Source organism: Bacillus cereus group sp. MG9 (assembly GCF_040459995.1).
GTDB classification, from domain to species: Bacteria; Bacillota; Bacilli; order Bacillales; family Bacillaceae_G; genus Bacillus_A; species Bacillus_A mycoides.
The window spans coordinates 2,544,785-2,561,455 of the sequence record NZ_JARVHC010000001.1 but is presented as its reverse complement, the minus strand read 5'-3'; the positions used below and the strand labels follow the sequence as shown (position 1 = coordinate 2,561,455).

The following is a 16,671-nucleotide window of genomic DNA, read 5'->3' as shown; positions in this document are numbered from 1 at the left end:
TTGCTCGCCTTTTCATTTTTTATAATTTGTAATCACCGATTGCCTGTATTGGATTTTGAAGAATCATGTTGATTAACTGATGGATGTGATTCAATATTTCCTGTATTTTCTCCGCTTCATATACGGTTTGATCATATCCAAACTTTATTGTAAGTTTCTCTTCAGGGAAGCACATAATTCCATACTTTACATGAGGCTCATCAACAACTTCGTAATCTGTGATGGCAAAATTTCTGTTTTCATTTGAAGAAAAGATAGCTGAGTTAGTCGGATAGTTTTCAAAAACCCAAAGATGGTCAGTCAACTCAGTTTTTAATTCACTTTGTTTTTGTATATCAACAAATGAATAGTATGCATACTCATTACATTTCAATGTTTCTAGTTGTACTTTTTGCAGGAAGTCCACAAAAGATTGCGTTTCTGTCCATGCTAGTCGGATAGGCAAAACATTTGTGAACAGACCGAACATATTTTCAATCCCTTCTACTTCGGGGGGTCTGACTGATACTAGATTAGGTAATACTACTTCTCTCATTCCGTTGTATTTGCCAAGCAATATTCCCCATACAGCTAGTAATGCCGAATTCATAGTTATATTGTTTTTAGTTACAAATGTCTGTAACTGATTAGTCAAATCCTTATCTAATGTTAAATCCATAAATGTGAAATTTAACCCTTCACTTTGAGTTGGTACTTTCTTTTTAGGAATACTAATTTTCCGATTGTATCCTGATAAATAATCCCGCCAAAAATGACGTGCTTTCTCATGATCTCTTGCTACAGTCCAATCTATGAATGTCTCAAAAGGTTTCACCATAGGTAACTCTGCCGTAGTTCCCGCATTTATTGTTTCATAGAGCTGGAATAATTCGTCTATCAAAATGCTGACGCTCCAACCATCACATAATAGATGATGGGAACTCCAAACCACCTTATGCTCGTTATTTTCTAGTTGGAATATACAGAGACGGGTCATGAGTTCATCATTTTTGAATCCTTGACTTAAATTTTCATTCATCCACTGGTCTAGGAATTCTTGCTGTTCTTGTTTCGTCATCTCAATCAAGTTTTTTATCTCTGAAATCATTTGAACATCATGTAGAACAGCTTGCCAAGGTTGTGCTTGTTCATCTTGCACAATTATCGTTCTTAAAGAATCATGACGATCAACTAATTGTTGGAAACACTGAATAAAGAGATTAATATCCAGCTCCCCCTCAAGTGCCCAAATTGTTTGTTCGAAATATGCATTTGTATCAGGTTCAGTCGCAGCATGTTCATAAATAACTTCCTGGAAAGGTGCCAATGGGTAAATACGTTCTATTTTTATTTCTGGCATTTTTTCTTGTATTTTGATAAGTGTATGTTGATTAAGTTGTTTATCTTTAACATTTAGTAATGTAACTTTATTATCGTTCATTTTGTTTACATCACTTGTTTGCGAATTTGGAAGATGATCAAGCTTTTTAACAAATTGAACCATGTCTCCTAATATAGGAAATGAAAATAAATTTTTTGGCTCCAGCTCAAATCCTTGTCTATACAGTCTGACGGAAACTTGAATCGCTTTTATCGAATCTCCACCTAAGGCAAAGAAATGATCATTTACTCCAATCCGATTTACTTTGAGTACTTCTTGCCAAACACTAGTTAATATTTTTTCCATTTCCGTTTTTGGAGCAATAAATACTTCATTTGTTTGTTTCTCCGGAGTAGGGAGCGCTTTTCTATCTAATTTCCCGTTTGGAGTCAAGGGCAATTGTTCCAAATAAACAAAATAAGAAGGAATCATGTAATCTGGCAAGTGATCTCGCAAATGCTTTCGAAGTTCTGTTGTGCTAATATTTTTCTCAGTTACCACATATGCGACTAAAAATTTTATACCATACTCATCTGTCTGATCAATCACTACTGCATGTTCGACTTGTTTGTAAGTGAGAAGGCAATGGGCGATTTCTTCTAACTCTACTCGATATCCTTGAATTTTGACTTGATAATCTTGGCGGCCTAAAAATTCAATATATCCCTCAGGATGCATTTTTCCACAGTCTCCTGTCTTGTAAATAAGACCAAAATCAGGATGTGATACAAATGCTTCATTTGTTTTCTGTTCATCATTTAAATATCCTTTAGCAAGGCCCACTCCCCCGATATATAAATCTCCAATTACACCAACAGGGCACATTTTCTTTTCATAGTTCAACACATAATACGTTTGGTTTGCCAAAGGCATCCCGTATGGAATACTCTTCCAATGCGATTCCACCTGTTTGACCGGATAATAAATTGACCAAATCGATGCTTCTGTTGCTCCTCCGAGTGAAACTACTTCCGCAATCGGAAAATGTCGTTTTATTTTTTCTGGTAAAGAAAGTGGAATCCAATCTCCACTATGTAAAACTAAACGCAAGGAAGAATGTTCAAAATGAGAACCTACTTGATCTAATGCCAAATCCATAATTGCAGGTACTGTATTCCAAATTGTAATTCCTCTACGTTCGACAGTACGGATTAATTCTTGCATGTCTCTTGGGTCACGAATCATTACCAACATTGCACCTGTGCTTAACGTTCCGAAAATATCGTATACAGATAAGTCAAAACACATAGAAGAAATACCAATAATACGATCATCTTCATTTACCTGATATTTTTGATTAATATCTTGAATGGTATTTGCAACCGCTTGGTGAGTAATAATTACTCCTTTCGGTTTCCCTGTACTTCCTGAAGTGTAGATAATATAGGCAAGATCTTCCGGACCAGCAATAGCAGGCATATCTTCTGTTGTGTATAATGACAAGTGGTTTTCTGCATAAAGACTAGGTTCTAATAAAAGTTTGCATGAGCTATTTTCTAAAATATATGTTTGGCGATCTGAAGGATGGTCGGGATCAATCGGAACATAAGCGGCACCTGCTTTTAAAATACCTATCATATTAGCAATTGTGTCAACTCGTCTTTGTGCTAAAAGACCAACCTTGTCACCTAGACCAATTCCTTGTTCTTTTAAAAAGTGCGCAACTTGATTGGAGCGCTTATGAAGCTCCGAGTATGTTAAGTAGTCTTGTTCAAAAACTACTGCTACTTCATCCGGTGTACGTTTTACTTGGTCTGTAAATAATTGATATAAAGTAGTCGACGGTATTTTTTCTGTTGTCTCATTGTATTGCTCAATTAAAGCATGGTCTAACTCTTTCATCTGCAAAGATGTTTCACCAATTTGTTTCACTAATTGTTCCAATAAGTCAACAAATTGGTGAAACATCGCTTCTATCACATCAACATCAAACAATTCTTCAACATAGTTCCAGCTAATTAATAACTCTCCATTTTTTTCAATTACCACATTATCCAAATACACTTGTGGAGTCCGAGCATGAATATGGCGAAGTGAACCAAGTTGTTCCCAAGCAAAAGCCCCCGCACCTGCTAGCATCGAGGTGAAAACAATTGGCATAACTGCTTTTGGCGTCATTTGATGATATCGAGTAAAATCTCGAATGAAATTAACTCCATCGTAATAGCGATGTTCGAGACCATCTAATAAAGTAGATTGCGTTTCTTTTACTCTAGTAAAGAAAGATTGATCTGGATTCACATCAACATCCAACAAGATGAGTGAAGTGAAATCTCCCACAATTTGCTCTACTTCTTCATGAACAGGATAACGGTTAAATACAGTCAAATTAATTGCCAATCGACGTTGATTACTCCAATATGCCAATACATCACCATATATTGTACAAAGCAGAGCCGAAGGAGTTACTTCTTTCTCTTGTGCTAACTTTCGTAGCTTTGTCCATATTTCATTGTCCAGGATCTTATTAAGTGATTGGAACTTAGGAGTAGCAATCTCTGCTGGATCCTTTTTTAACAGCAAAGAAGGCGCAAACGGAAAGTCAGGAAGCTTACTTGTCCAATAATCTTTTGCTGTTTTATATTCTGTACTTTGTTCCAGTTCATCATAGATAAACATGTAATCTTGAAAATCAAAAGATAGAGGTTCTAACCTTTGCTCTGGTTTATAATAATAATGAAACAAATCCTGTCCAACGATGTTCATGCTTGCTCCGTCCATTAATAAAGCATCGTATCGAAAACATAATAAATACGTGTCTTCTTTTAAAAGAAAGGCTTTTAATTCAAACAAAGGCCATTGCCCTAAAGGAAATACATGATTAGTCATTCGAGAACGTTCTTCTTGTAAGCGAGCATTTTGATTCCTATCATCTAAATCTATGAGACTTACTATTTCAATCTCGTAATCAGGAACGCTTTGTAATATTTGCTGTTCTCCCTCTGGTAAAATTATAGCTCGTAACATCGGATGACGTTGAATTACCTTTTGAAAACTTTTTGAAAGACGATTGATATTCAATTCTGTTTCATATTCAAAATAAGTTTGAGGTGAAATACCACTTAATTCAAACTGTGAATTCCGTCCTAACATGTACGCTGTCTGAACCTCTGTTAAGGGAAATGGCTTAGACAAATCTTTAACATGGGTTGGTCTATTTTCAAAGTTTTCCGTTTTATGCTCTAACTTTACACAAGTACTAAGTTGAGCAATCGTGGGATGCTTAAAAAAATCTGTTGTACTTATTTTTAAGCAGTCTTTTCTTAATAAATTAATTACCTGAAGTGCTTTAATCGATTCTCCTTTTAAAGCAAAAAAATTATCATGAATACCGATTCCCTCAATCCCCATAACTTTTTCCCATGCATGCACCAATTTTTGTTCAATTTCATTGCGCGGGGCAACGTATGGAATTGATACATAATCTGTTTGTGTTATATCTAATAACCTTTTCCTATCTACTTTCCCATTTGGATTCAACGGAATCTCTTCCACCTGAATCATTTTTTCAGGAATCATAAACTCAGGTAATTTATCACTTAAATATTTTCTGATTTCATCAAAAGAGACCTTATTATCCGATACATAGTACGCAGCTAATAATTTCCTATTTCCATATACTTGATCAACAACGATAGCTTGGTTTATTTCTGGATATTCCCTTAACTGGCTTTCGATTTCTCTTAATTCAATCCGATATCCCCGAATTTTTACTTGATGATCCATTCGCCCTAGATATTCAAGTTCTCCATTAGGCAACCAACGAACGAGATCACCCGTATGATACATCATTTCTCCTGCCGTAAAAGGACTCGGTACAAACTTTTCATCTGTCAGTTTAGATTTCCCAAGATACCCTCGTGCTACCGCCACGCCACCAATGCAGAGTTCACCCGGAATTCCAAATGGTTTTAATTGACCATACTTATTCAATATATAGGAATGATAATTCGGGTTGGGACTTCCAATCGTAACTTCTTTGGCAGAGCTCAAATCTTTTACTGTTGCACAAATGGTTGTTTCTGTAGGACCATAAATATTTAAAATTGTCGCTTCACTGATGCATCGAATTTTTTCAACCAAATCAATGGAAAATGCTTCTCCTGCTAACAAAATAGATTTTAAATCGTTTAGAAAATTTGCCCCTTCTGGATCACTCAAAATCACTTCCATTCGCGATGGCGTTGATTCCCATAAATCCACCTTATGTTCTTTGACCAAATAAGCCAATTCTTTTGTTGCGAACTGATCCTCTGTAGCAATAACTACTTTCGAACCTTGCGTTAAAGGCAGACATATTTCTAACAAGGAGATATCAAAAGAAACACTAGCAAGAAACAAGAATGACTGATTATCTTTTACTTTTTCTCTCATTACACTTAAAAAATGGACAAGAGATTTCTGTTCTACCATTACCCCTTTTGGATTCCCTGTCGATCCCGATGTGTAAATAACATAAGCTAAATCATTAGGATAACTTTCTCGAACTAAATTACTTTCCTCACCTTGGAAGAGATATTCCTCATCAAGATACAGCACTTCACCCGCAAATTGCGGCAATTCTACTTCTGTTCGCTTGCACAGTAAACATTTCGCTTGACTATCTTGTAACATATATTCAATTCGTTCATTTGGATAGTTAGGATCGATTGGTAAATACGCTGCTCCTGCTTTTAAAATCCCCACCATGCCAATGATCATTTCCAATGACCGATCTACCATAACCCCAATAATACTTTCTTTCGAAACACCCTTACTTTGAAGAATAGAAGCCAATTGATTTGCTTTTTTATTCAATTCTCTATATGTCAAAGATTGATCATTACAAACAACAGCAATTTGATCTGGGGTTTTTAACACTTGTTCCTCAAACAAATCTTGAAATGATTGAGACAATTCTATGTCCGCCTGACCTTGATTCAATTCTTCTAGCAACTCTTTCTCTTCTTCTGAAATGATACAAATATCTTTCACAGCCAAATTCGAATTTGTTGACACTTGCTTTAAAACATAAAGATATGAATTTGCAAACTGTTGCAAAGAAGAGAATAAATGAGACTTGAAAGAAATTTGAATTTCAAATTCATTATGTATTTCATTCCATTTTCTTTGTATCCAGATGGCTAAATTATTCTCTGCATATTCTTCTATCGAATTTTTATTATGTAATCCTTCCATCCCAATAACAATTTGAAAAGGAGTTAAATGGTGTTTCGCTAATAATTCAGAGAGTGGATAACTCTGATTGTCATACCCGAATAAAGTCGTTTGTTCAATCTGATTTACTACTTGTTTAAAGCTGTGATGCGGATGGATTTCACTTCCTAAAGGAATCAACTTATTAAGATTCTCGCTTTGTTCAATATTCTTTTCAATTACAGGAATACCAATAGTAATCCTTTCTTGATCTGTATAGTGTGCCAAACAAATCCTTAACGCGGCCTGTAACCAGCTAAATAATAATAAATCTTGAGACTTAATTACTTTTTGTATACTTTTACTAAACTCTACATTCATTATGACTTGAACGTGCTCGCAAGGATTTTCTTTATTTAGTTGGTAACCGCTATTAAATACAGAAAAATCGAGAACTTCGGAAGATAACTGCTCCTTCCAAAAAGCCTCTACCCCTTTATTTTCATGAATCGAACTTCGATCTTTAATGTGCATTTTTATCTTTATCCCCCTAATATTCATTTCATCTATTCGTTAATTTTCAAGCCAACTTCAAGCCCATGGAGAAATACTTGATGGTTATCCAAAAATAAAAATTGCTGAATCTCTTCAAATTTCATATGACCAACTGAACAAACGCCTAAATTCAATGTCTCAGCCACCATATTTAAGGTAGCAGTGATAATACCAGACTCAATACAAGCAAATAAATATCCATCTGAACCGTATTTCGGGATGGAAGCGTTCGCATTATAAACCAAATAAACTGAAAAGGCAGACTGAGTAAATAAATCTTGGTTAATTGACTCATGATCACTTTTGATTACTTGATCAATATTATTTACAATAACAAGACAGTTTTTTGATGGGTTATAATAATAAAACCCAGCTTTCATACCTTCTATACGTTTTGGTTTTATATAAATAAAGATATCAATAGGGTAGAGTCCGCCTGCACTTGCGTAATGATAGTATATATTTTCTTTCCTAACCTGTTTTAGAGTTGATATGAATTGGGAAAATTCTAAAAAACTAATATGTTTTTTCATATCAAATTGGCGACAAGACCTACGTTCCTTGATTATAGTGGGTAACTCATTTGTTGTTTCAAGTTGAATTTCGGTTGACCGCACAGCATGGTGTGTTCGATTCAATTGTTCACTCATATACTTATCTAAATCTTCTTTAGAAAAGCGAATCTGGTTGCTATATGGATTCGGAAAAATCTTTTCTTGTGTGGAAAATACTTCTCTTGGGGGTAATATGTTACTTACTAACACACGATTTTTTATCATAAGCTCTATTGTTTTTTGTGTCTCTTCTACATTTCCTAACGAAAAGTGCTCTACTAGTTCACTAATTTTCACACCTTTTTGAGTCAAAAAATAAAACTCAGGAAACCATTCAGACAGAACGCCTGCAAATCTTGTTTCCCCTATCAAAATTTCATTATGCAACTTCTCCCAATGCTTAATAGGAGACCAGTAATAAATTTTCTCGCTCATATAACCCTCCATAAATGTTTTACTTATTTTCAAAATACAATTTTCTAATCTACAAAAATAATCTTTAGATTCTGCCCCTTGTCTCATAGTGATTATAAATACATGTACTTCAACGAAGCTTGAGAATAATAAAATAACTTTTTCTTCATTAAATTTTTTTATTTCATCATAAAAAATGATTTTTTATTAGACATTTCACTTCCTTTCCCATAGTAATCCTATAAGGTATAAACCATTTAGAACATTGAGAATTTTCATGTATTTCCAATGTGAAATTATTGTAATGGATTGGAAAGCAGATGGAAATAGTTATTAAACAAAATAATATTGAGAAAGTTTTATTTGTTATAGCGATAAAATTTTCTAATGAGATTTATTACAAATAGATTAAGAAAAGAATTTGAAATTTTTCTTTAGAAGTTAGTGTAAAAATGCACATACTATTACATACAAGTGAATTACTAACATATCGTATTTAAAATAGAGAAAAGACACCATTTAAGGTGTCTTTTCTCTATTTTAATTCCATATACTTTTGCATCTTTGCTATTTTTTAAACGATTTGTAGGAATTAATACAACTCGAACATCTAGCCCGTTATATGTTCGAATATATAATAAAAATTATATAAATTAAGAATGTGCTTCAGATAATTTTATAAATAAATACAAAGATATCTTCTCCTCCTACTGTTACAATAGCAATAATCTCTTGTCTATTTTCGTTATTAAATTGTAATATAATTACAGTATGTGAAATTATATTACTTTAACTTTAAAAGCGAAGTGAAAACAACCTTCACTTCGCTTTTTTCATTTGCAATCCCTATTCAATTTGCTCAATTCAGTATATACTTTCACATTATTTGCTTTTATTTAATCGGTTTCTCTGTTTTTAAAACTAGTGAACTTAATGCAGGAACTTTAATTTTATTGTCATGGACAACGTAAAGTGTTTTACTTCCCGCCTGATTCTCGTTTACTAGCACTTTCCATGGACCTTTCGATGGAAGTGTTATGTCAACGGCTTCCCTATTTGCATTGTGAGCCACCATAAAGTATTCGCTTTTATTCCCACTTCCCTTTCCATCTATTGTATAAGCTACAACATTTTTGGGAACATCGATAAAAGCTACATACTTTTTAATTTGCTCTGCAGAAGTCATACGAAAAGCTGGGTATTTTTTGCGTAAATCTATTAAGCCCTTCATATACTCTACTTCATTATTAAATGCTGCACGGCGTAACCAATCCATCTGGTTAATAGAATCAGGAGATTTGTAACTATTATGATCACCATATTTTGTGCGCATAAACTCTTGTCCTGCATGTAAGAATGGAATACCTTGTGATGTTAATAAAATAGAAGAAGATAATTTATGCATTTGTTTTCGCATTTCTTCACTGTCACCTGAATTAGTCAACTCAAGTTTATCCCATAAAGTATGATTGTCATGTGCTTCCACATAAGTTAGCACCTGCTCCGGATCTTGATAAGTAGACGCATTTGTATCATAGTCAATACCGGCTGTAATGCCTTTTTTAATACGGTCTTCCATGTTTTGCTTTCCATTTACAAAACCATTTTCTTTCTCCTCAAATACACTACCTTTCAATCCATCACGAATATTATCGTTAAAATGAGCAATCCCTTTCATTTTCTCCGCATTTTTTTGATTTGCTTTCAATTCAGCTGCAAGAGGTGTATTTAAATCCCAGCCTTCTCCATGCAGAATAATAGAAGGATCAATTTGATTAACAGCTTTACGTATCTCATTCATCGTTTCATAATCATGAATACCCATTAAATCAAAACGGAACCCATCTAAATTGTATTCTTTTGCCCAGTATGTGACGGAATCTACCATAAATTTTCTCATCATCTTTCGTTCTGAAGCGGTATCATTCCCTACTCCAGTTCCATTTGCTAATGTTCCGTCTTCATTGTAACGATAATAGTAACCTGGAACTAACTTATGAAAATTTGATTCAGCGGCATTATACATATGGTTATATACTACGTCCATCACAACACGAAGATTATTATCATGCAATGTTTGAATCATTTGCTTTAATTCAGTTATTCGAACAGTTGGCTCAAAAGGATTTGTAGAATAGGAGCCCTCTGGGACGTTGAAATTTTTCGGGTCATATCCCCAGTTATATTGTGGTTCATTTAAATTCTCTTCATTTACTGAAGCATAATCAAATATCGGTAAAAACTGAACGTGAGTAACACCAAGATCTTTCATATGATCAAGTCCTGTTTTTACACCTTCAGGCCCTTTTGTTCCTTTTTCTGTTACACCTAAATATTTTCCTTTTTGCTTAATACCACTTTCAGGTTGAATGGAAAGATCGCGTACATGTAATTCATAAATAATAGCATCTTCCGGATTTTTAAATTTTGGCTTTTTGTTTGCTTTCCATTTTTTCGGATTTGTTTCTTCTAAATCAACAACTGCACCTTTATCTCCATTTACAGAAGCAGCACGCACATACGGATCAACCGCTTCAGTCCACTTATCCCCAATTTTCACCTTATACGTATAAAAGAGACCTTTTTGGTTCCCTTTAAGTTCTGCTTTCCAAGTTCCCTTTTCACCTTGTTGCATGTTTATTTCAGTACCTATTTTATCGCTCCATTTTTTGTATGTAACTAGCTTTGCCTCACTCGCAGTTGGAGCCCATAAACGGAACTTTGTTTCTTGCGGTGTATACATATTACCTAAATCATTACCACCATAATAAAATAAATTATCAAATTCCTCGCTACGAATGACTTTACCGATTTCAGTATTCGCATCAGCTAAGTTTGCTATTTTAACTTTGTATGTTTGTTTTAAATCAATTTTCTGTTCCGTAATTATTTTAACCCTATTAGTAATATCTCCACTATTTTTATCATAAGGACTAATTCCCTTAATTTTAACGCCTTCAATTTCAATTTTCTGTTCCTTAATATTAAACGGAATATTAGTATTTATAGTGATTTCATTAAAACTATCAATAGTAGCTTTTTGAATAGAGAGATCAGAAGAAGGCTTAGAATCATATACTTTTTCATCACCCGAAAGGATCCATACTTCAGCACGACCATCCCTTATATTTTCAACCCAGTGATCACCTCCATCTTTTTCCCATTCATTGGTACGAACTATAAATCCTACACGATTATAGTCACCATTTATTTTTATCTTAGCGTATTTTCCAAATTCATCTTCACCAGTAAATTCATAAGATTTACCGTTTGCATTTTCTCCCCATACCCAAAGATTCCAGTCTTTTGTATTTCCAGATTTCTCTTTGTAATGAATGATAACTTCAGTTGTTTTCGAATTTGAAACTGCCTTCACACTCTGAAAAGAGAAAACAGATGATAACATAACGATTATGGTAAGTAATAAAAACGATTTGTTAATTAATTTTTTTGTCATTTGCACCACATACACCCTTTCTTTAAATAGTACGAGCTATTTATTATGCTCATACTAAATTACACTGCTTAAATTAATGTAGAAATTTCTTGTACTTCACCCCCATATTGACTACTTTCACGTATGTATTTCAATGATCTTTTAATACGAAAACGTTTGCATTAGTGCTTAAAAAAATAGATTTTTTTTGCCTTCATATAGTTGTAAATACTAAAAGATCAGGGAAATCATTTTAAAGCAATCGTTTGTTATCGCTTTCATTTTATAGCACTTACTATTAAGAGGTCAATATATTATTAATTTTCTGTTTTTATATCCTTGAAATCTTATATATTTGTCGTAACTTATTGAAGATAGATGCCTGATTATTGCTTAGTAATTTTATTTTCACTAATACATTGCTACGTAAAAAATCAGCTAATATCCTTAAAATGACATTAGCTGATTTTCATAATGTATTAATATATGAATGAAAACTATATTTCTAACTTACTTAATTTTTGCTGCATCAAATGCTTTTTGCACTGCTTGAACTTCAGCTGTATTCGCACCATATTTATTAGTTGCCACTCGAATACATGCTGATTTCAATTCTTTGAAATTAGATGTCATGTTTAACTCATCTGTATTTGCATAATAGAAAATATCAAACATTTTATCTTCACCAATTCCTTTAACAGTTACTCCGTTATGAGTTCCGCCTTTTGCAATGAGATACGCAACTTTATTAATAATACTTGAATTAAAATGAACGCCGCCTTGATCCCATCCATTAAAATCGTTAAATTCACTGTAATCATCTGGATACGGTACTCCAAGTGAAGATGGAACAGAAGCTGGGTTTTCCATATCACGGAAAACAGATCCAGTTTGTTCGCCCATTGTCCAGTTAAAGCTTCCATTATTTACGTATTTCTCAATAGATGTTCCCATAATATCAGATAGCGCCTCATTAATCGCACCAGATTCACCGTAATATTCAAGATTAGATTCGCTAGAAGTAACAGCATGTGTAAATTCATGTCCAGCTACGTCATATGCCTTGACAATAGGATCGCCATATACAAGCATACTTCCATTATTAGCACTTAATGCATTTTGCCAATTTTTCGGATTGTTCGTATCTTCAGAATCCCAAGCATGTACAACTGAAACTACCTTTTGTCCCTTATTATCAAAACTATTACGCTTATATTTATCTTTATAAAAATCAAATACCTTTGTTGCTAAGTAATGAGCACTTACTGCTTTTGGATCGTTAAATGTTGTTGAAGTGCTGGTTGCTAGTGTACCAGGATAATAGCTTTCTTCTTTAGTAATATCTCTGTAATTCACATCATATGTTTCAATTCCTTGCCCTCTTGTATAATCAGCAAGTGCATATTTTCCATTACTTTGTTTAGAAATACCAAATGAACGAGATATACCTAAATCATCTTTTCCTGTTCCAGTTAATGATGTAAGACTACTTTTTTTACTTTCCTTTAAAGCTCCAACTAGTTTTTCACTTGCTTTTAAGTTAGATTCTTGTACCATATTTTTTAACATATCACCATTTTGTGCATTTACTAAATAAGTTCCGGAAACATAGTTTGGTGTTGCCGCTTCAAAGGTAACTTGGTATGCATTGCTAGCTTGTCCATTATTTTCATCAACAAAAATAACTTCCTTAACTTCTGGCTCAGAAATAAACTTGATATCATTCCCGTACTTCGTATAAATATATTGTTTCGCTCCATCTTTTGATAGATTAATAGGCTTTTTCAATTCTTCTTGTTTTAAATTTTGCGCGCTATCGCCTGAAACACTTTTAATAACACCCTTATTATCTACGTGTGCAGTTAATTGATGGCCATATACTTCTTTTCCTTCGTATGTTTGCTGCATACGCACAAGTGTTGTTCCATCATACGAACCACGTTTTTGAAGAACTTTATAATCTACTCCTGTTTCTCCATTGACTTGATTTGGAGAAAGAGCTTGTTCAGCTTTCTCCTTAAGAGCATCTTTTACTACATTCTCTGGTGTTTTTTTTGACGGTTGTGTAAGTTCACCTGAACGGAATGAGTCCTCCTGAATTTGAACTTGAAGTTGATCTGTTTCCTCTGCATGACCTATTCCGTATGGTGCCACAGCTGTTAAAGCTAATCCTGTTGTTAATGCTACCTTAGTTAATGTCTTTGTGTTTTTCATTTTTTCACCTCGTATAATTTTTGAAATAGAAAGCTTGTACAAAGTATACTGTCTATTTATGTCGAAAAAAAGAGAAAATACAAAATTTATGTAATATTATGCAAAATTACATATATGTGGTCGATAAAATAAAAAATGAGCCCTTTTAGGTGCTCATCCAATTGGTTAGTCGTTAATTATCTATATTCATTCTAATCAAAGTACACTTATATCTTATTAACAACATAAAAAACCACTCTTTACTATTTTAAGAATTGTAGTCAAATACTTTAGTGAGGTGAGGCAACGCATATACAAGTTAGATTTTTCAATATAATTTTGTTATTTATGTCTATAGCTGCATGGATTGTAACGTTTTGAGACTGCTGAAGTCTTATATGAGTTTCATCTTGTCAAAAATATCTTTCAAAGATAAATTTGTCTCCCCATTTAAATATAGAAAAGGACATATCTATTGCATGTTATTAACTTAAGGTATGTTCTTTTAAAGCATATTATAAATATACATAGTGAGAAATGAAACAATAATTATTCAAATGAAAAACCCCCTGAATTTTTAAAGCAATCCAGGGGGTTTTTCACCGATGATTCTCTATATTTCCATACCAATCACAAACTTTTTTAGGATAATGGTATGTCCAAGTTTAATAGTTTTTTGCACGAGAGCCATCTTTTTTATATTTATTTAATTATCCTACTAAGTTTTTTGTAAAATTCACCTTTTCTTTTTACATGATTAAACTGATTTGGATTAATATTAGCTTTTTGTGAGAGTGCTACAATCTCTTCTTTTGTAATTGAATCTTTAGTATTTATAGATGCTATATTTGTATATTTTCCATCTTCTGTTTTTGGGATTTCTAAAATCCCTTTATTTACAAGATCAACTACAGCCTTATGCTCTGAAGAATGTGTATCTACACCAGTAATTTTCCAATTATGCATAACTTTTGGCGTGTATACACCGTTCTTTACCTCTTTTAAATATGTAATAGCAAGGTTACGAATGGTTCCACCTGTTTCTCCGAATGCATTCTCTTGTTTAGATGACCAAGTTTGTTCAAATTTACGTCCCTCTAAAGCTCCCCCTTTTGCCTGAAGAGCCTCCATTCTATACGCATTCATTCCTAGCGTCATAACATCGCTCATTTTGATTGGTTTATTTGTACGAATAGAGCGTAAATTTGTAATTCTACTACCATATGGTTTTGTTAAGTCAATTTCGTATTTTACGCCTCCAAAGAAATCGTTCGTACTGTATTTAGACGCACGACGGTTTTTATCAAAGCTAACTGTTACATCTCCGGCACGAGATGAGTTAAAATATCCTGCTGCCCATTCCATATAGTCTTTTAAATCTTTTCCAGTTATCTTATATACTGTAATTTCTCCCAAAGCATATTGATAATTATAAGCAATATCTTTCTTCTTTATAGGACCTATATCCAAACGGGCATAATCATTATCAATTTGATGGGCTACTACATCCGCCTTACTGTAATGGAGCATGACTTCATGAAAGAAATCTGATAAAGGTGTCTCTTGAATCTGCACACTTGGAATACCCTTTATTTCATTTTGAGGAACAAGGTTTCTACCCTTTAATCGGGCGACTACAACATTTGCATCTCCTCTCGCATACTCATGAAAAGGTGTTAGTGTTTCTTCAAGTGTAGAATCAGATAATACTGTAGTTCCATCAGCATTTTTTACAGGTATAGCGGTAGCTGTTTTATCTTTTAAAACAAGCTTCCCATCTTGCTTTGTAAAAGTAAGGTCAATACGTGAAATATGCGTTCCGTATTTATCTGGTTCTGTAATAATTACGCCATTTACAACTTCTTTTTTTACAAGTTTATGCATATGAGCCGCAAAAATAGCGCTTAGTTCCGGACAAGCATTCGCAATATCTTGAACACCAGTACCTGGGATTCCATTCTCATTTTCTAGTCCCATATGCATAACCCCTACCATTACATCTACTTTATCTTCTAATTCTTTAATAGCCTTTTTTGTCTCTTCTACTGGATTTTTCACTACTAAACCATCCAAATGATCTGTCCCTTTTTCAAAATCACTAATCATTGGTGTATTCATACCAATAATCCCGACTTTAATTCCACCTTTTTCAACAATCGTATATGCAGGAAGAAAACGCTCTCCATTTTCCTTATAAATATTTCCTGCTAACGTCTTTCCCTTGTATTGCTCACTAACTTTTTTCAATGTATCTAATCCAAAGTTGAATTCATGATTTCCAAATGCCCAGGCGTCATATCCCATTGTATTCATTGCTACCATCATTGGCGATTGTGGCTTATCGTTGAATAATTCTACTGAGTTTCCTTGAATTGTATCCCCGGCATCTACTAATATGGTATTTGGATTTTCTTGACGTACCTTCTTTATAACCGTATAAAGCTGCGTCAAACTTCCACTCATATTTGCTCCATCAAGCGCATAATCCCAAGGCATAAATCTACCATGAATATCTGCAGTACCTAACAATGTAATATTAACATTAGATTCCTCAGCCTTAGAAATAGCTGGTTTGACTGTTACTGCTGTTACAAGAAGCATAAGAATAATAAAATTGCATACATAGTTCTTCCATTTCATTTTTTGCATAATAACAATATTTCTCCCCTTTTTGTACTGTCATAAAGTTGCTTGAACTTTAAAAATATAACTTGTTATTCAGAAAACTTCAACTGCAAAAGATAATTTTGGAGGTGGTTTTGCTGTGAAAATATAGAGAATAAAATGCATATATCCCCTAACAGAATAGTATTTTATCGTTTTCTAATAAAATACTTCTTCCTCCAACGTGTGAAGAGCGCTAAACCAACGGTAGATGTATATGTACTTTCAAAATTTTGGACATATAACTCATTTTCGGATTTTATTTCTAATTTTTTCCTTCTATATGAAAATGCTGAGATCACTTCCAAAAATAATAACCCCGCTCTTCATTTAAGACGGGGTTACACTTATACAGCAAA

5 protein-coding genes are annotated in these 16,671 nt (G+C 33.6%); all 5 read right to left on the bottom strand.

What is annotated here, in order from left to right; genetic code table 11:
- Window positions 1–19 precede the first annotated feature (19 nt).
- Window positions 20–7,030: an amino acid adenylation domain-containing protein gene (locus QCI77_RS12995; protein WP_353825010.1), complete on the bottom strand. Its 7,011-nt coding sequence runs from the start codon at window positions 7,028–7,030 to the stop codon at window positions 20–22.
- A 32-nt stretch (window positions 7,031–7,062) separates the two neighbouring features.
- Window positions 7,063–8,040, bottom strand: coding sequence for a SagB/ThcOx family dehydrogenase (locus tag QCI77_RS12990; protein WP_113769483.1), 978 nt, complete (start codon window positions 8,038–8,040; stop codon window positions 7,063–7,065).
- 871 nt (window positions 8,041–8,911) lie between these two features.
- The gene (pulA, locus tag QCI77_RS12985; RefSeq protein ID WP_353825009.1) at window positions 8,912–11,482 is read right to left on the bottom strand and encodes a type I pullulanase; all 2,571 of its coding nucleotides are present in this window, start codon (window positions 11,480–11,482) and stop codon (window positions 8,912–8,914) included.
- Between the two features lie 483 nt (window positions 11,483–11,965).
- Window positions 11,966–13,669, bottom strand: coding sequence for a M4 family metallopeptidase (locus tag QCI77_RS12980; protein ID WP_353825008.1), 1,704 nt, complete (start codon window positions 13,667–13,669; stop codon window positions 11,966–11,968).
- Between the two features lie 681 nt (window positions 13,670–14,350).
- The gene (locus tag QCI77_RS12975; RefSeq protein ID WP_341024603.1) at window positions 14,351–16,297 is read right to left on the bottom strand and encodes a bifunctional metallophosphatase/5'-nucleotidase; all 1,947 of its coding nucleotides are present in this window, start codon (window positions 16,295–16,297) and stop codon (window positions 14,351–14,353) included.
- Between the last annotated feature and the right edge of the window lie 374 nt (window positions 16,298–16,671).